This is a genomic window from Coralloluteibacterium stylophorae (assembly GCF_018122625.2).
GTDB classification, from domain to species: Bacteria; Pseudomonadota; Gammaproteobacteria; order Xanthomonadales; family Xanthomonadaceae; genus Coralloluteibacterium; species Coralloluteibacterium stylophorae.
This window is the reverse complement of sequence record NZ_JAGQFT020000002.1, coordinates 291,037-311,345: the sequence shown is the minus strand read 5'-3', so window position 1 is coordinate 311,345 and position 20,309 is coordinate 291,037. Positions and strand designations below refer to the sequence as shown.

Below are 20,309 nucleotides of genomic sequence, written 5' to 3'. Positions count from 1 at the left end.
CGGCCACGGCGGCGCGTTGCGCCGCCGCGGCTACTCGCGCGCCCAGGCGCGCACGTAGTCGACGTAGAGATGGGACGGGTTCGGCGTCTCCTCGATCGGCCAGCCCGAGCCCAGCGCCAGGTTCACCAGCGGGAACACGCGCACCTTGTACTGCTCGGGCGTCGGCACCCGCCAGACCGGACGGCGGTCGAAGTAGAAGACCGTCTCCTGCTCGTCGATCATCACCCCGTAGAGGTGGTAGTCGTCGGCCAGCACCTCGTCGACGCGGGTGTGGTGCACGTCGTGCCAGGGCTTGAGCTCGCTGTGCTCCTTCGGCCAGATGTGCACCGCGCTGGAGAAGCGCTTCGGCTCGTGCCCGTAGTACTCGAGCACGTCGATCTCCGGGGTGTGGTCGGTGCGGTCGACGCCGACCAGCCAGAACGCCGGCCACACGCCCTTGCCCGGCGGCACCTTCATCCGCGCCTCGAAGTAGCCGTACTTCTGCGAGAAGCCGTTGCCGTCGGGGTCGACCGAGGCCAGCAGGCCCGAGCGCCACACGCCGTCGTCGCCCCTGCGCGCTTCGATCCGCAGGATCCCGTTCTCGATGGTGAAGGGGAACTTGTCCATGGGATCGGTGAACTTCGCATCGCCGAAGTCGCCGTTCCACGGCGTGTGCGCGATCCAGCGCGTGCGCGGCTTGCCCCAGGCGGAGACGTCGAGGCTGTCGAAGGGCTCGTCGAAGGTCATGCGGAAGCCGTCGAGATCCAGCTCCGCCTCGGTGGTGTCGGCGGCACCGGCGGCACAGCCGCCGAGCAGACAGAGACACAGTCCCGCATACAGCAGCGCTCGCACGCCCATCGCACGCACTCCTCTTCGGGGGGATCGGAAAGCAGGGTCAGGACGAGCCTAACCGCTCCATCAGCGCCTGTGCATCGAAGGGCGCGTGCACCTTGGCGTCGTTGTCGAAATAGCAGTAGACGTCGCGCTGCCGCCGGCGCGCGGGCCGACGGGCGGCAACGACGCGCGCGCCCTGCGGCTGCCCGCCGGCGGCCCAGGCTCGGATGCGCTGCGCCCAGCCGTCGAGGGCGGCGCCGGAGTAGCCGCTCGCATAGAGCTCGGTGTCGCCGTGCAGGCGGATGTAGACGAAATCGGCGGTCACGTCCTCCAGGTACGGGAACTGCCCCGCCGTGTCGGCGACCACCAGCGCCACGTTGTGCCGGCGCAGCAGGGCGATGAAGTCCGCGTTGCGGAAGCTGGCGTCGCGCACCTCGATGGCGTGCCGGATCGGCCGGCTGCGGTCGATCGCCAGCGCGCTGCGCCCGCGCATGATCCGCGGCTCGCAGCCGCGCGCCAGCTCCAGCGCCGCGGCGGTGTCCTTCGGCAGGCCCTCCAGGAACGCCTCCAGCACGGCCGCATCCCAGCGCTGGCGCGCAGGCAGCTGCCACAGCATCGGCCCGAACTTGGCGTCCAGGCACAGCACCCCGGAGGCGAAGAAGTTCGCCAGCGCCTTCCACGGGTCGCGCAGCCGCAGCATGTGCGTCACGAAGCGCGGCCCCTTGACCGCAAACACGAAGTTCTGCGGCGTGGCGTCGCGCCACTGCACGTAGCTCTCCGGCGTCTGCAGCGAATAGAACGAGCCGTTGAGTTCGATGCTGCCCATGCGCTGCGCCGCGTACTGGAGCTCCGCGCGCTGCGGCAGGCCTGCGGGATAGAAGACGCCGCGCCAGGGCGCGTAGCGCCAGCCGGAGATGCCGATGCGGATCGCCATGCGCCGCATCGTTGGCCACGCCGTCTCCAGCGTCCGTGAAATGCGGTGGTGCGCGATGTGCCTGCCGGGTCGATGTGCTGCAATCGCGCCCGCGCCGCGGCGGCGATCCGGACGCAGGCGCTGTCGAATCCCGCGCCCGCCGTTCGACCACGGGTACATCCACCCACCGAGGACGCCATGAGATACCTGCTGCTGGTCAACACCGATCCCGACCTGCTCGATGCCCTGCCCCCGGCGCAGCAGGACGACATGATGCGCGAATGCGTCGCCCACGCCGCCGAGCTGCGCGAAAGCGGCACCCTGCTCGCCTCGCAGCGGCTGGCACCGGTGGAGACCGCGACCACGGTGCGCATCCGCAACGGTCGCATGTCCACCACCGACGGCCCCTTCGCCGAGACGCGCGAGCATTTCGCCGGCTACAACCTGATCGAGGCGCGCGACCTCAACGACGCGATCCGCATCGCGCAGCAGTTCCCATGGGCGCGCACCGGCAGCATCGAGATCCGGCCGCTGGCCGACCTGCCGGCGACGCCCGAGGACGTGAAGCCCGGCTGGCGTGGCTGAGGCGCCCGCAGCGCAGGCGGCCGCCGCGGCGGTCGAGCGCGTCTACCGCGAGGAATCGCGGCGGGTGCTGGCGACCCTGATCCGCCTCCTCGGCGACTTCGACCTCGCCGAGGAGGCCCTGCACGAGGCCTTCCGCGCCGCGCTCGAGCAGTGGACGCAGGGCGTGCCGGACAACCCGCGCGCCTGGCTGGTCTCCGCCGGCCGCTTCAGGACCATCGACGCGCTGCGCCGGCGCGCGCGCTTCGACGCCTCGCTGCACGACATCGCCGAGCGCCTGTACGGACAGGCGCAGGATCCGGCCGAGGCCGATCCGGGGGCGATCGAGGACGATCGCCTGCGCCTGCTGTTCACCTGCTGCCATCCGGCGATCGCGCCCGACGCGCAGGTCGCGCTGGCCCTGCGCGAGGTCTGCGGGCTGACCACCGAGGAGATCGCCCGCGCCTACCTCACCTCGGCGCCGACCCTGGCGCAGCGCATCGTCCGCGCCAAGGCCAAGATCCGCGAGGCGAGGATCCCCTACGAGGTGCCGCCGCGCGATGCGTTGCCGGAGCGCCTGGAGGCGGTGCTGCACGTGGTCTACCTCGTCTTCAACGAAGGCTACGCGGCCACCGCCGGCGACAGCCTCACCCGCGCCGACCTCTCGGGCGAGGCGATCCGCCTCGGGCGCATGCTGGCCGCGCTGCTGCCCGGCCCCGAGACCCTCGGCCTGCTCGCCCTGATGCTGCTGCACGAGTCGCGGCGCCCCGCACGCACCGACGCCGCCGGCGCGCTGGTGCCGCTCGAGGAGCAGGACCGCGGGCGCTGGAACGCCGCACTGATCGAGGAGGGCCGGCATCTGCTGCGGCATGCGTTCTCGGCGCCCGAGGTCGGCGGCTATGCGCTGCAGGCGGCGATCGCCGCCGTGCACGCGGAGGCCGCCGACGCCGCCGCCACCGACTGGGCGCGGATCGTCGCGCTCTATGACCTCCTCGCCCGGGCCGACCCGTCGCCGGTCGTGCGTCTCAACCGTGCGGTGGCGCTGGCGATGCGCGACGGCCCCGCGCCGGCGCTGGCCGAGGTCGATGCCCTGCTCGCCGCCGGCGCGCTGCGCGACTACCACCCCGGCCCACGTCGTGCGTGCGGAACTGCTCCGGCGCAGCGGCGACGCCGACGGCGCCCGTGCCGCCTACGCGCGCGCCATCGCCCTGGCGCGGCTGGCGCCTGAACGCGCGCACCTCGCGCGGCGGATGGATTCGCTTCCGGGCCGACCCGGCTGAGATGCCGCGCCGTCCGTCGCCCCGGCGCGCAGCGCGGGAAGGACGGCTACTGCTTCAGCTTGTAGCCGGTGCGGAAGATCCACCACACCGCGCCCAGGCACAGCAGCAGGAACAGCGCGGTCATGCCCAGGCTGATGCCGACGCTCACGTCCGACACGCCGTAGAAGCTCCAGCGGAAGCCGCTGATGAGGTAGACCACCGGGTTGAACAGCGTGACCGTGTCCCAGGGCGCCGGCAGCATCGAGGTCGAGTAGAACGCACCGCCCAGGAAGGTCAGCGGTGTCACGATCAGGAACGGCACCAGCTGCAGGCGCTCGAAGCTGTCGGCCCACACCCCGATGACGAAACCGAACAGGCTGAAGGTGACCGCGGTCAGCAGCAGGAACAGCAGCGCCCACACCGGGTGCTCGAGCTCGTAGGGCACGAAGAAGCGCGCGGTGATCATGATCAACGCGCCGACGATCACCGACTTGGTCGCCGCCGCGCCGACGTAGCCCACCACCGCCTCGAACCACGACACCGGCGCCGACAGCAGCTCGTAGATCGTGCCCGCCCACTTCGGCATGTAGATGCCGAAGGAGGCGTTGGAGATGCTCTCGGTCAGCAGCGACAGCATCACCAGGCCGGGGATGATGAAGGCGCCGTAGGGCACGCCGTCGATCTCGCCCATGCGCCCGCCGATGGCCGAGCCGAACACCAGGAAGTACAGGCAGGTGATCAGCACCGGCTGCACGATGCTCTGCAGCAGGGTGCGGCCGGTGCGCGCCATCTCGAACCGGTAGATCGCGGCGATGCCGTGGACGTTGACGCTCATGCCGCCGACTCCCGCACCAGGCTGACGAAGATGTCCTCCAGCGAGCTCTGCTCCGACTTCAGGTCCTTGAAGTCGATGCCCTGCTCGTCGAGCCTGCGCAGCAGCGCGGCGATGCCGGTCTGCTCCTCCTGCGCGTCGAAGGTGTAGACCAGGGCGGTGCCGTCCGCGGAGAGTTCGAGCGGATACGTCCGCAAGGCCTCGGGGACCTCGGCCAGCGGCGCCTGCAGGGTGAGGGTCAGCTGCTTCCTGCCGAGCTTGCGCATCAGCACCGCCTTGTCCTCGACCAGCACCAGCCGACCCTTGTTGATCACGCCGATGCGGTCCGCCATCTCCTCGGCCTCCTCGATGTAGTGCGTGGTCAGGATGATGGTCGTGCCCTGCGCGCGGAGCTGCCGCACCATCTGCCACATCTCGTGGCGCAGGGTGACGTCGACGCCGGCGCTGGGCTCGTCGAGAAACAGGATGCGCGGCTCGTGCGACAGCGCCTTGGCGATCAGCACCCGGCGCTTCATGCCACCGGACAGCGCCATGATCCTGCTGTCGCGCTTGTCCCACAGCGACAGCTGGCGCAGCACCTTCTCGAGGTAGGCGTCGTCGCGCGGCCTGCCGAACAGGCCGCGGCTGAAGCGCACCGTCGCCCACACGGTCTCGAAGGCGTCGGTGGTCAGCTCCTGCGGCACCAGGCCGATCGCCGCGCGCGCCGCACGGTAGTCGCGCACCACGTCGTGACCGTCGGCCAGCACGCTGCCGCCGCTCGGACTGACGATGCCGCAGACGATGCTGATCAGGGTGGTCTTGCCGGCGCCGTTCGGACCGAGCAGGGCGAAGATCTCGCCCTCGCGGATCTCGAGGTCGACGGCGTCCAGCGCGCGCTGCCCCGAGGCGTAGGCCTTGGTCAGGCCGCGGATGTCGATGATCGTGCGCACGCAGTGTCCCGGTGAACGGCTGCGCGCATGGTAGTCCACGCCACCCGCGCCGGCGGCGCCGGGTTCACCGGCCAGCGACCGGTCCGGTCGCACGCTGCGTTCCACCGCGGCGCGCGGGTGGCGACGGCGCCCGAACCGGACTCCACGCATGCGCATCCACCACCTCAACTGCATCTCCTCGTGCCCGCTCGGCGGGCGCCTGATGGACGGGCGTTCGCCGTCCGTCCTGCAGCGCGGCGAGCTCGCCTGCCACTGCCTGCTGCTGGAGACGGCGAGCGAGCTGGTGCTGGTCGATACCGGCTTCGGGCTGCAGGACGTGCGCCATCCGCGCACGCGCCTGAGCGCCTTCTTCCTGTCCCTGCTGAGCCCGCGCCTGCTGGAGGAGATGACCGCGATCCGCCAGATCCAGCGGCTGGGCTTCCAGCCGCGGGACGTGCGCCACATCGTGCTCACCCACCTCGACTTCGACCACGCCGGTGGGCTCGACGACTTCCCCGGGGCACGCGTGCACCTGCTGCGCCAGGAGCATGCGGATGCGCTCGCGCAGCGGACCTGGCTCGACCGCCAGCGCTATCGCCCGCAGCAGTGGTCGCGCCGGCAGCTGTGGCACACCTACGATGGCGGCCGCGGCGAGGACTGGTTCGGCTTCGGGCGCGTGCGCGCGCTGGACGGCCTGCCCCCGGAGGTCCTGATGATCCCGCTGCCGGGCCACACCCACGGCCATGCCGGCATCGCGATCCACGGCGGGACGGGCTGGCTGCTGCAGGCCGGCGATGCCTATTTCCATCATCGCGAGATGGAGCCGGAACCGTGGTGCACGCCCGGGCTGCGCCTGTACCAGACCCTGATGGAGAAGGACCGGCGCTCGCGCCTGGACAACCAGGCGCGGCTGCGCCGGCTGGCGCAGGGCGGTGAGGTCGAGGTGTTCTGTGCGCACGATCCGCACGAGTTCGAACGCCTGGCCGGGCGCGCCCTCGACCGCGCCGCCGGCGCTTGACGCGGGGCGCGACCGGCGATACCGGCCGCACCGCTCGCAGTCCTACGCCATCAGGCCGCCGGGGTCAGCTTCAGCAGCCGTCCGCCGTCGCCGTCCTCGAGCAGCCACAGCGCGCCGTCGGGCCCCTGCTCCACCTCGCGGATGCGCTTGCCCATCTCGAAGCGTTCCGCCTCGCGCGCCTGGGTGCCGTCGAACTCCACCCGCACCAGTGCCTGCGAGGACAGGCCGCCGATGAAGCCGTCGCCCTTCCAGTCGGGGAACACGTCGCCGTCGTAGATCACGAAGCCGGCCGGCGAGATCACCGGCGTCCAGCTCACCTCCGGCGCGTTGAACTCCGGGCGCGTGTCGTGATCGGGGATGACGCGCCCGTCGTAGTGGTCGCCGTTGGAGACGATCGGGTAGCCGTAGTTGCTGCCGCGCTCGACCAGGTTGAGCTCGTCGCCGCCGCGCGGCCCCATCTCGTGCACCCACAGGCGCCCCTGCGCATCGAAGTCGATGCCGAGCATGTTGCGGTGACCGAGCGACCACACCTGGCGCGCGACCTCGCCCTGGTCCTGGAACGGGTTGTCGTCGGGCACCGAGCCGTCGTCCTCGAGACGCACGACCTTGCCGAGGTTGGACTGCATGTCCTGCGCGGGATCGAACTTCTGCCGCTCGCTGGAGGTGATCCAGAGCATGCCGTCGGCGTCGAAGACCATGCGGTGGCCGTAGTGGCCGCGGCCGCTGACCTTGGGGATCTGGCGCCAGATCACGTGCACGTCCTGGAGCGACCCGCCGCCGGCGTCGTCCAGCGCCAGGCGCGCGCGCGCCACCGCGGCGCCACGGGTGTCGCCGCTTCCTGCCTCGGCATAGCTGAGGTAGACCACGCCGTTGTCGGCGAAGTCCGGGTGCAGCACCACGTCGCCGAAGCCGCCCTGCCCGCCGTAGTCGACGGCGGGCACGCCGCCGACGTCGCCGACCTCGCCGCTGTCGACGTCGACCACCTTCAGCGCGCCCTTCTTCTCGGTCACCAGCAGGCGGCCGTCGGGCAGGAAGGTCATCGCCCACGGCTCGGCGAAGCTGGCCACCTCGCTGCTCTGGAAGGGACGCGCGCCGGCGGCGGGCGACGTGGACGCCGCCTGTCCGGCGCCGTCCTGGGCGGCGTTCGAGGGCGCGTTGCAGCCGGCCAGCAGGCCGATGGCGCAGGCGGCGGCGATCAGGGTCTTGGTCACGAGGCGTCTCCCGGTAGGACGGATCGGGGCCGCGCCTGGCAGGCACGGCCGGGCCGTCCTTTCTACACACCACGACGCGTCATGCGCCACCGTCGCGCTCAGGCGATGCGGGTCAGCGTGCCGAGGAGATGCGCGCGGTCGAGCAGCGCGCGCAGGCGGGTCTCGACCTCCGGACGGTGCGCGAGCTCCGCGCCGCCATGGAGCAGATAGCCGTCGCGGGCATCGAAGCCGTCCAGCGCCACGCAGCGGCCGACCGAGACATCGAGGCAGCCGCAGGCATCGCTCCACAGCCCGCGCAGCTGGTCCGGCCCCACGCTGCATCCACGCGGCGGCCGCAGCCGGAAGATCGGGACGAGGTCGGTCATGCGGGCGCCCGCCCCGCGGAAGCGAGCGGTCACAGGAGATCCACGGGAATGTTCCGGCGCATGCCGTCGCTGTAGGCGGCCCGCTCGGACCGGCAGTAGGCGCTGCCCATCACGAACCTGCGGCAGGTCGCCGGGCGCTGCGAGTAGATGGAGCAGCACATGCGCGCCTCGTCCAGCGCGATGCACCAGCCGTCCTCGCCGCGCGCCATCGTCTCCAGCCCGCGCGGCGAGCGCTCCACGAGATGCCGCGGCACGTCGTCCTCCGGCATCACCACCACCTGCAGCCGGCAGCACACCGCGTCGCAGGCGCTGCACTGCACGCCCGCATCGATGCGCTCGTCGTCGTCGCCGATGTGGTCATCGAGGACGCTCACCGGGTGCAGCCCGGCATGCCGCCGGTGTCCGGCCGCACCCACGCCGGGTGCCCGCAGGCCACGGTCCCCGGCCCGTTCGCGGCGGCATCGTGGGCGTGGAAGGCCGCCGCGAGCGGATGATGGTCGCTGGCGGTGACGTCGGCGGCACACGCCGGCACAACCTGGCCGGCGAGGCCGAGGCCGCAGCCGCTCTGCGGGATCCGTCGCCCGCCGATCCCGAAGCCGACCATCGCCGCCGCCGGCGCCGGCACTGCCGGCCGGAGCTGGTCGAACAGGCTCCATCGCGCGGAGGAGACGCCGATGCGCTCGACCGCGCCGTCGCCGTCGCAATGCTGCTGCCGGTGGCTCAGGACGCGGATCGGGAAATCGCGTCCGCCGAGCCGCATGCGCGGCCCGCGCGTCGAATTGCCGGGCATGGTGGCTCCGTGGAAGGAGGCGCCGATCGGAGCGGAACGCGAACGGACGCGGCGGGACGGCAGGCGGGCGCGAAGCCCGGAGAGGAGCGCGGCCGATGCGGCCGGACTTCCATCCTACGCGGATACGGTGCCGGCCGTGCCCGGCCCCCGGCCCCGCCTCCGCACGGATTCAGCCGCCGACCAGCGGCTCGAACCCGCCGTGGGCCGTCCGCCGACTGTCGAAGGACGCCGCGCCGCACATGGCCTGCACGCGTGGCGCGCCGGTCACGCCGGCGTGGATCGCGTCGCGCGCGGCGCGCGAGGGATGGACGATGCGCGCCAGCACCACCATCCCGCCGTCGCGCAGCGCAGCCATGTCCGGGAACGGCGGGAGCCCGCGACCGCCTTCAGGTCCTCCCGTTCCATTCGCGGCAGGCGAGCGCGCCGTGTCCGCGCCAGCCCGCACAGCCCCTCGGCCATGCCTCGTTGGGCATCGACGTTGCGCACCGGCAGACCGAACGGCCGCAGGCGCTCACGGCGCGGGCTCCTCCGACGCACTCACGGGCGCTGGCAGTTGAGCATCCAGTGGATGCCGAAACGATCCCGGACCATGCCGAAGCGCGCCCCCCAGAACGTGTCCTGCAGCGCCTGGGCCACCTCGCCGCTGTCGGCCAGTGCGGCGAAGATCCGGTCCTGCTGCGCCGGGTCCTCGAGCTGCAGCGCCAGCGAGATGGGCCCCTCCATCGCCGGTGGCGTCGCGTGCCCGCCGGGGCAGCCGTCGGTGGCCATGAAGTGGATGCCCGGCGCCCTGAACTCGGCGTGCATGACCTTGTCGCGCGCGTCGGCGGGCATGTCCATCGGCGCATTGCCGTAGGTCATGAGGGTCTCGGTGCGGCCGTCGAAGCAGCGCGCATAGAAGTCGAGCGCGTCGCGGCAGCGGCCGGCGAAATCGATGTAGGGGTTCAGCGCGGGCATCGGCGTCTCCTGCATGGCCGGCGGGATGCCGGCGCCTGCACCCTGGACGCACCAGGGACCCGCGTTTCGACAGGCCCCGGAAAGCAGGACGCCGGCCCGGGGCCGGCGTCCTGCGGGTCCTGCACTGCGCCGCGGGCTACTTCACCAGGCGCAGGGTCAGCGGATAGCGGTAGGCCACGCCCTCGTTGGCCTTGACCGCGGCGATGATGGTGAAGACCAGCCAGACGATGCCGGCGATCGCCATCAGCGGCAGGGTGATGAACACGCCGATGCCGAGCGTGATGATGGTCAGCAGCCACATGACGCCGGCGAAGATGCCGAAGGTGATGTTGAAGTTCAGCGCCTCCTTCGCCTGGTCGTCGACGAAGGGCATGGTGTCCTTCTTGACCATCCAGATGATCAGCGGCCCGGCGAACGCGGCCGCACCGTAGAGGAAGGCCGAGGTCACGATCGCGCCGACGATGGCCGACAGGTGCGCGAACATCGCCCACTGCCGTTCCTCGGCGCCCGGCACGCCCGGCGGCGGGGCCTCCGGCGGCGTGTAGGGCGGCGGCGTCTGCGGCGGCGGAGAGCCCGGCGGCGGCGTCTGCGGGGGCGGCGTGGCGCCGGACGGCGGCGGGCCCTCGGGGGGCGGCGTGGTCGGCGGAACGTTGCCGGGCGGGGTTGCGCTCATGATCGATGCCTCATCGGAGTGGACGGTGGCGAGCCCGCACTCTCGGTGGCGCGCGCGGCGACTGTCAATGCGCGGAAGGTCACGGTGCCGCGGCGGGCGGCGGCCGCGTCCGGCATCACACCCGGGCGCGCGCCGTTGCGGCAGGGTGCCGGCCATGTCTCCCGACGCACCGCCTCCGCGCCCGTCGTCCCTGCGCGCCTGGCGCCTGGTCCTGCCGGCCGGCCTGCTCGTGCTCGCACTGGCCTTCGCCGATCCCGGGCGCGCCTGGGCCGCGCTCGCCGGGGCGGATCCGGGCTGGCTGCTGGCGGCGCTCCTGGCGGTGCAGGCCCAGGTCGTGCTGTCGGCGCAGCGCTGGCGCTTCACCGCGCGGCGCCTCGGCCAGGCGATGCCGCGGCGCACGGCGATCGCCGAGTACTACCTGGCCACCCTGCTCAACCAGAGCGTGCCCGGCGGCGTCGGCGGCGATGCGGTGCGCGCGTGGCGCAGCGGGCGCGCGCGCCCGGGACGGATGCGGGCGGCGGTGCGGGCGGTCGTGCTGGAGCGCCTGGCCGGGCAGGTCGCGCTGCTGACGGTGGTCGCGATCGGCCTGGCGGCGTGGCCGCTGGCGGCGGGCGGCGCGCCGCCGCGCGTGGCGCTGTGGACCGCGATGGCCGTCGCCGCGGCCCTGGCAGCCGGCGCGGCGACGGTGGCCCTGCTCGCGCGGCGCGGACCGCGCCGCCTGCAGGCCGCGCTGCACGGGCTGCGCGGCGATGTCGTCCGCACCTGGTTCGCAGGGCGCGCCTGGCTGTGGCAGGGCGCCGGCAGTCTCGCCATCGTCGGCGGCTACATCGCCGCCTTCGCGCTGTGCGCCTGCGCCGTCGGCACGCCGCTGCCGCCCATGGCCTGGCTCACCGCGGTGCCGCTGGCCCTGCTGGCGATGCTGGTGCCGGTGTCGGTGGGCGGCTGGGGCGTGCGCGAGGCGGCCGCCGCCGCGCTGTGGCCGCTCGTGGGCCTGCCGGCCGCCCATGGCGTCGCCGCCTCCATCCTGTACGGGCTGGTCAACCTCGTCGGCGCGCTGCCCGGGCTCGCGGTCGCGTTCAGCCCGGCACGGGCAGCGGATGCCGCGGGCGGCTGCGATGCAGCCACAGCACGTCGCCCAGGAAGGAGCAGCACAGCGCCGCCAGTGCCGCCGCCGCCAGGAACTGGCTCGCCGGGGGCACGAACCACGGCGACAGCAGTCCGCACAGCACCCCGCCCTGCACCGCGCACACGGCCTTGCGCCGCAGCGAGGGCGGCAGCGGCGCGGCCAGCCACGGCCAGATCCGCCCCGCCCCGATGAAGGCGTAGCGCATCAGGCCGGCGCCGATCACCCAGGCGCCGGCCCGGTCCAGCCGCCAGGCCGCCACCGACAGCAGCAGGATCAGCAGGGCGTCGATCTCGAGGTCGAAGCGCGCCCCGAACCGCGACGCCAGGCCCTGCCGCCGCGCGAGCCAGCCGTCGATGCCGTCCAGCGCGAGCGCCACGACCACGATCGCCACCGCCCCCCACTGCCAGGCGCGACTGCCGGCGAGCAGCGGCGCATCCACCAGCAGGCCGCCGACCAGGCAGGTCAGCACCGCACGCAGCAGGGTCACCGCATTGGCCGCGCCGAAGCGCCCGTGGGGATGCGAGGAGGCCATGCAGCGCAGCGCGATCGCCGCGACCAGCGCGTAGAGCGCTGCCGCCGCGGGCAGCACGGCCTCGGCGGACGCACCGGCGCGGCACAGCATCCAGGCCAGCGCCGCCAGCAGCAGCGCACCGACCGCGAACGCCGATCGCGCCTCGTGCCGCTGCCGTCCCGCATCGCGGTCCTGCGGCATGCGGGACAGCGGGACGTCCACGATCCGCCCGCGTCAGCTGCGCGCGATCAGCGCGTCGATGTCGAGCATGTGCCCGGCGCGCGCAGCCTTGGTGCGCAGGTAGCCCTCGTTCTCGGCGGTGATCTCGCCGGTCACCGGCGTGCGCCTGACCACGTCCAGCCCGGCCGAACGCAGGTGCATGACCTTGGCCGGATTGTTGGTCAGCAGCTCGACCCGGCGCACGCCGAGCCCGCGCAGCATCGCCACCGCGGTCTCGTAGCGGCGCTCGTCGGAGCCGAAGCCGAGCTGGGCGTCGGCGTCGATGGTGTCGAGGCCGTCGTGCTGGTAGCCGTAGGCGCGCATCTTGGCGGCGATGCCGGTGCCGCGGCCCTCCTGGTCGAGGTAGAGCAGGACGCCGCCGCCGCGCTCCTTGAGCGCCTTCAGGCCGTGCCGGAGCTGGTCGCCGCAATCGCACTTGAGCGAACCGAACAGGTCGCCGGTGAGGCAGGAGGAATGCACGCGCACCGGCACCACGTCGTCGAGGTCGGGGCAGCCGACGATCACCGCGACCTGGTCGCGCTGCGCGAGGCCACCGCGGAACACGGCGAACTGGGTCATGCCGATGTCGCGCAACGGCACCGGCGAGCGGGTGACCAGCTCGAAGTCGCGCGCGGCGGTGTCCTCGCCCTCCTGCAGGTCCTCCAGCGTCAGCGTTCCGCAGCCGTCGAAGGCCGGATTCTCCGGAACGACGTCGGCCACCACGATCGCCGGCAGCAACAGGCCCAGCCGCGCCACCCGCACCGCGGCCACGTGCAGGGTTCCGCCGGCCTCCCACGCGGCCGGCGCTGGCGCATCGCGCAGGTAGCCGAGGCGGTTGATCGCGTCGAAGTCCATCCCGCCGAGCGTCACCAGCGCGCCCTCGGGCGCATCGACACCGAACACGGCCGCGCGCGTCGGCGTCAGGAACAACTGCTGCGAGCCTCCCGCGGCCTGGGCGAAGGCGGCGTAGGTCGCGGCCGTCGCACCGTCCAGGGCCAGCGCGGCGATGCGGCGGCCGTGGCCGTCGTCGATCAGGACCGGGCGTCCCGAGCGCATCTCGGAGGCGGCGCGCTCGCAGCGGATGGCGGCGGCGTTGCCGAAGGCGGATGCGTGACCGGGTTGGGGACTGCTCGGCATGGTGCGGATCCTGATACGTGGACGAGCGCGGCGGGACGACGCGGGACGCGGCATGCGCGACGGCAGCAGACCACCGGTCCCGCCGGAACCTAGGAACGCCCCGATGAAGGGCTCGCGAACGGCGACGCGCCGTGGACATGGCGCATGCCCACACTCGCGACGTACCGCCGTCGCCCATATGGGTGCGCGCGTGCGGATCCTCAATCGCTTCGCGGAGCGCGCCATGACCGAGGCCTTCGATCTCGCCGAGCCGCAGCGCCTGCGCCGCGGCGCTCCCGACGCCGAGCATTGGCATGCCATGCTCGCGCAACGCGGCGGCCCGGCGCCGCTGCGCGCGGCCGCTGCCGGCCTCTACGCGCCCCTGCTCGCGGCGCCGCGCTTCGTGCTGGCCCAGGTCGGGCAGTCGCTGGACGGTCGCGTCGCCACGCCCAGCGGCGACGCGCGCGACATCTCCGGGCCCGGCGGGCTGCGCCACCTGCACCGCTGCCGTGCGCTGGTGGACGCGGTGATCGTCGGCGTCGGCACGGTGATCGCCGACGACCCGCGCCTGACCGTGCGCCTGGTCGAGGGCCGCAATCCGGTGCGGGTGGTGCTCGACCCGCGCGGACGCATCCCGCGGCAGGCGGGCCTGTTGCACGACGGCGCGGCGCCGCTGCTGATCGTGCACGGCACCGATGTCCCGCCGCCGGTGCCCGGGGCGGACTGCCTGGCGCTGCCGCTGCGCGAAGGGCGCTTCGAACCGGGCGACATCGTCGATGCGCTGGCCGCGCGCGGGCTGCACCGGGTGCTCGTGGAAGGCGGCGCCTGCACCATCGCCGCCTTCATCGAGGCCGACCGCATCGACCGCCTGCACGTGGCGATCGCGCCGCTGATCATCGGCTGCGGCCCCAGCGGCATCGCGCTGCCGCCGATCGAGCGCTTGGCGCAGGCGCGCCGGCCCTGCGCCACCGCCTGGGAGCTGGACGGCGACATCGTGTTCGACTGCGACCTGCGGGGTTGAGGGGCAGCGGCGCCCGGCACGGCGGCGGTCGCGGCTGCGGGCATCGGCGCCTCCCGCAGGAGTGCCTTCAACCTCGACAGCTCAGGCCCGATCAGGCAGCGCCAGCACGTCCTCGTGGCCGACCGTGCAGGTCCCGCTGCCGACCCGTTCCAGCCGTGCGTGCAGCCAGCCGGCGACGCGCGCTTCCGCGATGTCGCCGGTCTCGCGCGCCGCGGTGGCGATGCCGTGCAGCAGCTCGCGCTGCATCGCGGCGTGCGCGGCGTCGATCCGCCACGGGCTCGGGGCGCGGAGGACGCGATAGCCGGCCGCCGCGAGCGCTTCGGCCAGCGCGCCGGCGGCGTCCGGCCCCAGCGCGGGCCCGAGGCCCTTGTCGCCGCGCTGGTGCCGGTTGAACGCGGCGACGACGGCCGCGTCGTCGGCCACGGACAGGCTCCAGTGCATGTGCCCGTCGTAGCTCAGGGCGGCGTACAGCGGCACGCGCGCCTGCGTCAACGCGGCGACGAAGCCGCGCAGCCAGTCGCGGCCGACCAGGTCGAACAGCGCCGAGGCGGTGGCGAGGTCGGCGCCGGCCAGCGGCAGCGCGTCCAGCGTGCGCAGGTCGAGCGGGTGCGCCTCGACGGCCGCGGCGGCACCGATGCGCCGCCGTGCGATCGCGATCAGCGCCGGGTCGTGGTCGACCAGCCGCCACGCCTGCGCGGCGTCGACGTGTGGAGCAAGCGCCCGGAAGCTCGATCCGGTGCCGCAGCCGAGATCGACCACCGTCGCCACGCGCGGCATGCGCAGCAGCGCGGCGGCAGCCGCGCGCAGCGCGGGATCGCGCGCGGCGTGGTCGAGCGGTTCGCGCAGCTCCAGCCAGTGCGCGGAGAAGCTCACGCCGCCTCCAGCGCGCGCGCCAGCACCCGCGCCGATTCGGTCCAGCCCGGCAGCGCCCGAGCCGCACGCAGCGCGCCGGCCGATAGCCGGGTGCGCAGGCCGGCATCGCCGATCAGGCGCCGCAGCGCATCGGCCAGCGCCTGCACGTCGTCGACCGGCACCAGCAGCCCCGCGGTGTCCGGGACGACCTCCGGCACCGCGCCGGCGCGGCAGGCGACCACCGGCAGGCCGTGCGCCATGGCCTCGGCGAACACCATGCCGTAGCCCTCGTGGCGGCTCGGCAGCGCGAACACGTCGGCATCGGCGAGTTCCGGAGCGGTGTCGGCGACCTCGCCGACGAAGCGCACGCGGTCGTCGAGGTGCAGCGACCGCACCTGCCCGCGCAGGGCCGCGGCGGTGGCCGCGTCGCGTTCGCCGCCGACGATGCGCAGCTGCCACGACAGCGGATGCAGCAGGCCCAGCGCGGCGATCAGCACGTCGAAGCCCTTGCGCGGGATCAGCGAGCCGACCGCGACGATGCGCACGCGGCCGACGCGGGCCTCGCGCAGCGCGAGCCGCGACGGCCGCTCGGTGCCGGGCGGCACCACGCTCAGCCTGGCGAGGTCGACGCCATACTGCGCCACCAGCGCGTCCGCGGTGGTGCGGCTGGTCGCGATCACCGCGCGCGCGCGCGCCAGCGCGCGGCGTTCCCGCGCGGCCAGCTCTGCCGCCTGCGCGGCGTCCACGCCGGTCTCCAGCGCCAGCGGATGGTGGACCAGGGCGCACAGGCGCAGGCGTCCGCCCTCGCGTGCGGCGAGCGCATCCATCGCGCCGAACGCGAGGCCGTCCACCAGCACCCGCGCCCCGTCGGGCAGGGCCGCGAAGGCGGCGTCGCTCGCCGCCACCTCCTCCGGCGACGGCATCGGATAACCGGCGCCGAGCCCCAGCACGCGCACGCGCCAGCCCAGCGCCTCGAGCTCGGCGAGCATGCGTCGGTCGTAGCCGTAGCCGCCGGTCCGCGCGGCGAGGTCGCCGGGGATCGCGAACACCAGCTCGCGTTGCGTCACAGCGTGCCCTCGTACCAGGCGCGTGCGACGTGCGATTCGTGCAGCTGCACGCGCAGCTTCGCCAGGCGCGCGCCACCGGCACCGAGGCGGCCGGCGCGGATGCCCTCGGCCAGCGCGTCGAAGATGTGCCTGGCCAGGAACTCGGTGGTCGTGGTGCGGCCGGCGAACTGCGGCAGCGCGTCGAGGTTCTGGTAGTTGAGCGGCGCCAGCGTCTCGGCCAGCAGTGCCGTCGCCAGGCCGATGTCGACCACCAGCCCGTCGTCGTCGAGCGCCTCGGCGTAGAACGCGGCGTCGACCACGAAGGTCGCGCCGTGCAGGCCCTGGGCGGGCCCGAACACCTCCCCCGGCAGGCTGTGGGCGATCATGACGTGGTCGCGGACTTCGACGGCGAACATGCGGGTCTTCCTCTTGCGGATGGGTGGAATCAGGCGCCGGGATAGACGACGCGGTGGCACAGCGTCGCAGGGTCGGCGAGCACGCGCGGATAGGCGTCGGCGAGCCCGGCGAAGGCGCTCTCGCCGGAGACCAGCGCGTCGAGGCACGGGTCGTCGAGCAGGCGCAGCGCCGCCGCCATGCGCCGACCATAGGGCCAGCGCGCGCGGCGCGCCGTCGGGACATGCCCCACCTGCGAACCCACGATCCGCAGGCGTCGGCTGTGGAAGGCGCCGCCGAGCGGCACCGCGACCCGGCCGTCGCCGTACCAGCTCGCCTCGACGACGCGCGCCTCGAAGCCGGCGCAGTCGATCGCGGTGGCGAGCCCGGCCTCGCTGGCGCTGGCGTGGACGACGACGTCGCAGTCGCGCGGCGCATGCGCGGGATCGGCGAAGCCGGCGCCGAGCGCGCGTGCGAGGCCGGCGCGCTCCGGCGCGATGTCGACCAGGCTGCAGTCGGTCCCGGGCATGCGCGTCACCAGCCGCGCCACCAGCGCGCCGACCACGCCGGCGCCGACCACCGCCACCCGGTCGCCGGGACCGATCCCGGCATCCCACACCACGTTGAGCGCGGTCTCCATGTTCGCCGCGAGCACCGCGCGCGCGGCGGGCACGGCCTCCGGCACCACGGCCACGCGTTCGGCCGGCACCACGAAGCGGTCCTGGTGCGGATGCAGGCAGAACACGGTGCGCCCGCGCAGGGCCCCCGGCCCCGCCTCGACCTCGCCCACGCAGGCGTAGCCGTACTTCACCGGGAACGGGAAGTCGCCCTCCTGGAACGGCGCGCGCATGCGCGCGTGCTCGGATTCCGGCACGCGCCCGGCCAGCACCAGCGCCTCCGTGCCGCGGCTGATCGCGCCGAAGCGGGCCCGCACTTCCACCTCGTCCTGACGCGGCGCGGCAAGACGCTCGCGGCGCAGCGCGACCCGGCCGGCCGCCTCGATCCACAGCGCGTGCGCAGTTCCCGTCCGACTCGTCATCCGCCCTCCCCGGCACCTCGACCGGCGACGGTAGCCAGCGCGGGTGCATGGCCGGCATGAAGCCGCCGACGTCGTGCGCCGGTCCTGACGGTGGCGGGCGGGCGCGATCAGGCCGGGGCGACGCGGCGGCGATGACGCGCGCGCGCCGCCGCCGTCAGCGTCCAGCCGAGCGCAGCCAGCGCGCCGAGCATCACTGCCAGGCTGAAACCCAGCCACGCCGCGCCGCGCCAGCCGCGGAACTGGAGCGCCAGGTTGCCCGCCAATGCGACCGACACCGGCAGCCATGCGGCCGCCAGGGTCAGCGAGGCCACCGACAGCCGCCGCGGCGCCGCGCGCGGCGTGGCCAGCACCACCGCGGCGCCTGCGAGTCCGCACGGCACCAACGGCGCCACGAAGCTGCCGAGCGGGAGGTCGCCCAGCAGGCGGATGGCGAGCGCGTCCGGCGCCGCCGCTAGGCAGGCCGCGGCGCCCGTCGCGGCCAGCAGGGGCAGTGCGGCGACCGCCGCGGGCCGCAGGTCGCGGACGCGACGCCGGCCCGCGCGGGACGCGTCCGCGTGGCGGCCGCGCCGGCGCAGCGCGGGCGGCGGTGCGAACAGCCAGCCCGCTCCCGCGCGCATCAACAGCGACTTCAGGAGCAGCGAGCCGCCCAGCGCCACGGCCGTCGCCGTCGCGAGCAGGCCGAGGTCCGAGCCGGGCAGTGGCCACCCCGCCTCGTAGGCGGCCCGCATCAGCGCGATCAGGAACTGGTGCAGCAGGAAGATGTAGAGGCTGTTCCTGCCCAGGTAGCCGAGCGCGGTGGCGACCGGCCGCCACCGCGTGAGCAGGCGGATGCAGGCGATGGCGGCGGCGACCGCGGCCACCCGCATGACCAGGACCAGCGCGTCGCTGTCCACCCCGGCCAGCTCCGCGCCGGCCGCGGCCGCGAACATCGCCGATCCCGCCGCCAGCGCCGTCCACACCCGCGCCGGCACGCGGAAGAACTCGACGATGCCGTGCCCGAATAAGGCCCCGGCGGCGAAGAACGGGTAGTACTCCAGGATCCGGTACAGCACCGGCGGCAGGTCCGGCACGCCGAGGTAGAGCACCACGGCGGCGACCACCGACAGCGACGCGACGGCGCGCGGCGCCCGCAGCGCGGCGTAGCACACGGCATTGAAGACGATCAGCGCGTGCACGAACCACAGGTTGCCCTGCGGGTTCACCACGACGTCCGCGAGCGACGGGAGCGCCTGCTCCCGGTACAGCGGTGCGACCCAGGCGCCGAACAGGCTGCCGACGAGCGTCCACACCACCAGCGTCCACGCCAGCGGCACCAGCTTGCGGTCGAGGAAATCCGGAAGCCCGCGCCCGAGCGCGGACGCCGCGAGGATGCCCGAGGCCAGGAAGAACGCCCCCATCCGGAACCGCACGAAGAGCGCGTCGAGGATCTCCACCGCGCGGCTGTCCATGCCGAGCGCGAACAGCAGGTGCTCGATCCCGTGGTGCACCACCACCAGCGCGATGGCGACGCCCTTCAGGCAGTCGATCCAGGCGATGCGCTGCGGCGGCGGAGTGGAGTCGTGGGGCATGTGCCGGTATCGGGGCCGTCCAGGCATGGCGGCCTTTGGAGCTGGCGTTCACGGCCCGGAGCGGATCGGGCCCGCGGAGACGAGGCGCGCAGCCGTGCCCGCACCGGATCGGATGCGCGCGGCGCCGATGCTGCTGCCGGATGCGCAGCCGCATGCTCCGGACGACAGGTTAGGACACGGTGATCGGATCGTTACGCGGTGCGGCGGTCGGCCGCGCCAGCGCGCCGGCGGCGGATCAGCGCCGCGAGCGCAGCCGTCGGCAACGCGGCTGCGGCACAGGCGGCGACGGCGAGGCTGAAGGCGAGCCAGGCGGTTCCCCGCCCGCCCGAGAAGTTGAGCGCGAGGTCGTCCGCCAGCGCGAGCGAGACCGGCAGCCAGGCCACGGCGAAGACGCAGGACACGCGCGCGAAACGAAGGGCTCGGCCGGGAACCGGCGCGAGTGCGAGGGCTGCCGCGGACAGCCCGCACGGCACCAGCCACGCCAGCAGGTTGCCGAGTGGCAGGCCGCCGGGCAGGCGCAGGTCGAGCAGGTCGCCACCGGCTACGAGCGAAGCCAGCGCCAGTGCCGCCGCCACGCAGGCCATGGCCGCGATGCCCAGTCTCGCGCCGGTGCGCATCCGCCGCCGGGCCGGCTGGCCTTGCGCCGACCTCATGCCGCTGTGCGCACCACGCGCACCTGGCGCACCCACAGCGCCTTCCAGCGCGCGCGTCGCTCGGACACCGGCAGGGTCTGCGGCGACGCGGGCTGTGCGACCCGCAGACGGTCCGCCTCCGCCAGGCAGGAGGCGTTCACCGCGGCGAAGACGCCATCGGCATCGTCCAGCAGCACGCACACCAGCAGGCCGCAGTCCGCGCACAGCACGAAACGCGCCGAAGCCGACCCCTGGCGGACCTCGCGCAGCGCGCCCGGCACGACTTCGGTCACCTCGAGCGCGCCGGCCGGGTCCGAGACCCAGGCCGCGCCGTGCCCACGGCAGAACGAGCAGTCGCAGGCGCGCGGCTGCAGCGCGCCGGGATCCTGCGCGGTGGCGAAGACCACCTGCATGCGCCCGCAGCGACAGCCGCCATGCAAGCGGTGACGCGGTCCGCTCATCGACCGCGCCCTGGGCGCGGCGGCCGGG

General features: G+C 74.0%; 24 protein-coding genes and 1 pseudogene. 5 read left to right on the top strand and 20 right to left on the bottom strand.

The window, feature by feature from the left end:
* Positions 1-30 precede the first annotated feature (30 nt).
* Both KB893_RS03850 and KB893_RS03845 read right to left on the bottom strand, forming a co-directional pair.
* The gene (locus KB893_RS03850) at positions 31-837 is read right to left on the bottom strand and encodes a glycoside hydrolase family 16 protein (RefSeq protein WP_211926650.1); all 807 of its coding nucleotides are present in this window, start codon (positions 835-837) and stop codon (positions 31-33) included.
* 37 nt (positions 838-874) lie between these two features.
* Positions 875-1,747 (bottom strand): DUF72 domain-containing protein, encoded by an 873-nt coding sequence (locus tag KB893_RS03845; protein WP_211926651.1) that lies wholly within the window; start codon positions 1,745-1,747, stop codon positions 875-877.
* Positions 1,748-1,924: 177 nt separating this feature from the next.
* Between KB893_RS03845 and KB893_RS03840 the strand changes: the two genes are divergently transcribed.
* Together KB893_RS03840 and KB893_RS03835 are read left to right on the top strand one after the other, a co-directional pair.
* On the top strand, positions 1,925-2,311 hold the full coding sequence (locus KB893_RS03840) for a YciI family protein (RefSeq protein ID WP_211926652.1): 387 nt from the start codon (positions 1,925-1,927) through the stop codon (positions 2,309-2,311).
* A complete protein-coding gene (locus KB893_RS03835; RefSeq protein ID WP_338026842.1) occupies positions 2,304-3,515 on the top strand; it encodes an RNA polymerase sigma factor in 1,212 nt (403 codons plus the stop codon). Before KB893_RS03840 ends, KB893_RS03835 begins: the two co-directional genes overlap by 8 nt.
* A gap of 98 nt (positions 3,516-3,613) precedes the next feature.
* On the opposite strand, the gene KB893_RS03830 is transcribed toward KB893_RS03835, so the two are convergent.
* Positions 3,614-4,381 carry an ABC transporter permease gene (locus tag KB893_RS03830; protein WP_211926653.1) on the bottom strand — a complete coding sequence of 256 codons (768 nt, stop codon included), beginning with the start codon at positions 4,379-4,381 and terminating at the stop codon, positions 3,614-3,616.
* Positions 4,378-5,307 (bottom strand): ABC transporter ATP-binding protein, encoded by a 930-nt coding sequence (locus KB893_RS03825; RefSeq protein ID WP_211926654.1) that lies wholly within the window; start codon positions 5,305-5,307, stop codon positions 4,378-4,380. The genes KB893_RS03830 and KB893_RS03825 overlap by 4 nt, the downstream gene beginning before the upstream one ends.
* Before the next feature lie 148 nt (positions 5,308-5,455).
* Here KB893_RS03825 and KB893_RS03820 point away from each other — a divergent pair, with 148 nt between their 5' ends.
* Positions 5,456-6,304: an MBL fold metallo-hydrolase gene (locus KB893_RS03820; protein WP_211926655.1), complete on the top strand. Its 849-nt coding sequence runs from the start codon at positions 5,456-5,458 to the stop codon at positions 6,302-6,304.
* A 50-nt stretch (positions 6,305-6,354) separates the two neighbouring features.
* Here KB893_RS03820 and KB893_RS03815 read toward each other — a convergent pair whose 3' ends face one another.
* The 7 genes from KB893_RS03815 to KB893_RS03790 form a co-directional block, all read right to left on the bottom strand.
* Entirely contained in the window at positions 6,355-7,515 is a 1,161-nt protein-coding gene (locus tag KB893_RS03815) for a PQQ-dependent sugar dehydrogenase (RefSeq protein ID WP_211926656.1), read from the bottom strand.
* A gap of 98 nt (positions 7,516-7,613) precedes the next feature.
* On the bottom strand, positions 7,614-7,880 hold the full coding sequence (locus KB893_RS03810) for a hypothetical protein (protein ID WP_211926657.1): 267 nt from the start codon (positions 7,878-7,880) through the stop codon (positions 7,614-7,616).
* 29 nt (positions 7,881-7,909) lie between these two features.
* Positions 7,910-8,254 carry a YkgJ family cysteine cluster protein gene (locus KB893_RS18215; RefSeq protein WP_377730801.1) on the bottom strand — a complete coding sequence of 115 codons (345 nt, stop codon included), beginning with the start codon at positions 8,252-8,254 and terminating at the stop codon, positions 7,910-7,912.
* A complete protein-coding gene (locus KB893_RS18210) occupies positions 8,251-8,670 on the bottom strand; it encodes a hypothetical protein (protein ID WP_246505283.1) in 420 nt (139 codons plus the stop codon). Before KB893_RS18210 ends, KB893_RS18215 begins: the two co-directional genes overlap by 4 nt.
* Before the next feature lie 169 nt (positions 8,671-8,839).
* The gene (locus KB893_RS03800; RefSeq protein ID WP_213173447.1) at positions 8,840-9,025 is read right to left on the bottom strand and encodes a DUF1428 domain-containing protein; all 186 of its coding nucleotides are present in this window, start codon (positions 9,023-9,025) and stop codon (positions 8,840-8,842) included.
* Between the two features lie 182 nt (positions 9,026-9,207).
* On the bottom strand, positions 9,208-9,624 hold the full coding sequence (locus tag KB893_RS03795; protein WP_211926660.1) for a VOC family protein: 417 nt from the start codon (positions 9,622-9,624) through the stop codon (positions 9,208-9,210).
* A 136-nt stretch (positions 9,625-9,760) separates the two neighbouring features.
* Complete coding sequence (locus tag KB893_RS03790) at positions 9,761-10,138, bottom strand: DUF4870 domain-containing protein (protein WP_338026855.1); 378 nt, start codon at positions 10,136-10,138, stop codon at positions 9,761-9,763.
* Between the two features lie 157 nt (positions 10,139-10,295).
* Here KB893_RS03790 and KB893_RS03785 point away from each other — a divergent pair.
* Positions 10,296-11,345: pseudogene (locus tag KB893_RS03785) on the top strand (lysylphosphatidylglycerol synthase transmembrane domain-containing protein); the annotation flags it as partial.
* A gap of 28 nt (positions 11,346-11,373) precedes the next feature.
* Here the strand turns inward: KB893_RS03785 and KB893_RS18205 are convergent.
* Together KB893_RS18205 and ribA are read right to left on the bottom strand one after the other, a co-directional pair.
* The gene (locus KB893_RS18205) at positions 11,374-12,135 is read right to left on the bottom strand and encodes a CDP-alcohol phosphatidyltransferase family protein (protein ID WP_246505281.1); all 762 of its coding nucleotides are present in this window, start codon (positions 12,133-12,135) and stop codon (positions 11,374-11,376) included.
* 33 nt (positions 12,136-12,168) lie between these two features.
* Positions 12,169-13,290 carry a GTP cyclohydrolase II RibA gene (ribA, locus tag KB893_RS03780; protein WP_211927160.1) on the bottom strand — a complete coding sequence of 374 codons (1,122 nt, stop codon included), beginning with the start codon at positions 13,288-13,290 and terminating at the stop codon, positions 12,169-12,171.
* Positions 13,291-13,513: 223 nt separating this feature from the next.
* Between ribA and KB893_RS03775 the strand changes: the two genes are divergently transcribed.
* The gene (locus KB893_RS03775) at positions 13,514-14,290 is read left to right on the top strand and encodes a RibD family protein (RefSeq protein WP_211927159.1); all 777 of its coding nucleotides are present in this window, start codon (positions 13,514-13,516) and stop codon (positions 14,288-14,290) included.
* Between the two features lie 81 nt (positions 14,291-14,371).
* On the opposite strand, the gene KB893_RS03770 is transcribed toward KB893_RS03775, so the two are convergent.
* From KB893_RS03770 to KB893_RS03740, 7 genes are all read right to left on the bottom strand, one after another.
* The gene (locus KB893_RS03770; protein ID WP_211927158.1) at positions 14,372-15,163 is read right to left on the bottom strand and encodes a methyltransferase domain-containing protein; all 792 of its coding nucleotides are present in this window, start codon (positions 15,161-15,163) and stop codon (positions 14,372-14,374) included.
* Positions 15,160-16,209, bottom strand: a complete 1,050-nt coding sequence (locus KB893_RS03765) for a glycosyltransferase family 4 protein (protein ID WP_211927157.1) — start codon at positions 16,207-16,209, stop codon at positions 15,160-15,162. Before KB893_RS03765 ends, KB893_RS03770 begins: the two co-directional genes overlap by 4 nt.
* Complete coding sequence (locus tag KB893_RS03760; protein ID WP_211927156.1) at positions 16,206-16,604, bottom strand: 6-pyruvoyl trahydropterin synthase family protein; 399 nt, start codon at positions 16,602-16,604, stop codon at positions 16,206-16,208. The genes KB893_RS03765 and KB893_RS03760 overlap by 4 nt, the downstream gene beginning before the upstream one ends.
* 29 nt (positions 16,605-16,633) lie before the next feature.
* Positions 16,634-17,620 (bottom strand): zinc-dependent alcohol dehydrogenase, encoded by a 987-nt coding sequence (locus KB893_RS03755; RefSeq protein ID WP_211927155.1) that lies wholly within the window; start codon positions 17,618-17,620, stop codon positions 16,634-16,636.
* A 107-nt stretch (positions 17,621-17,727) separates the two neighbouring features.
* Positions 17,728-19,188 carry an acyltransferase family protein gene (locus KB893_RS03750; protein ID WP_211927154.1) on the bottom strand — a complete coding sequence of 487 codons (1,461 nt, stop codon included), beginning with the start codon at positions 19,186-19,188 and terminating at the stop codon, positions 17,728-17,730.
* Between the two features lie 191 nt (positions 19,189-19,379).
* Positions 19,380-19,841 carry a hypothetical protein gene (locus KB893_RS03745; protein ID WP_211927153.1) on the bottom strand — a complete coding sequence of 154 codons (462 nt, stop codon included), beginning with the start codon at positions 19,839-19,841 and terminating at the stop codon, positions 19,380-19,382.
* Positions 19,838-20,281, bottom strand: coding sequence for a GFA family protein (locus tag KB893_RS03740; RefSeq protein ID WP_452094280.1), 444 nt, complete (start codon positions 20,279-20,281; stop codon positions 19,838-19,840). The genes KB893_RS03745 and KB893_RS03740 overlap by 4 nt, the downstream gene beginning before the upstream one ends.
* Positions 20,282-20,309 lie beyond the last annotated feature (28 nt).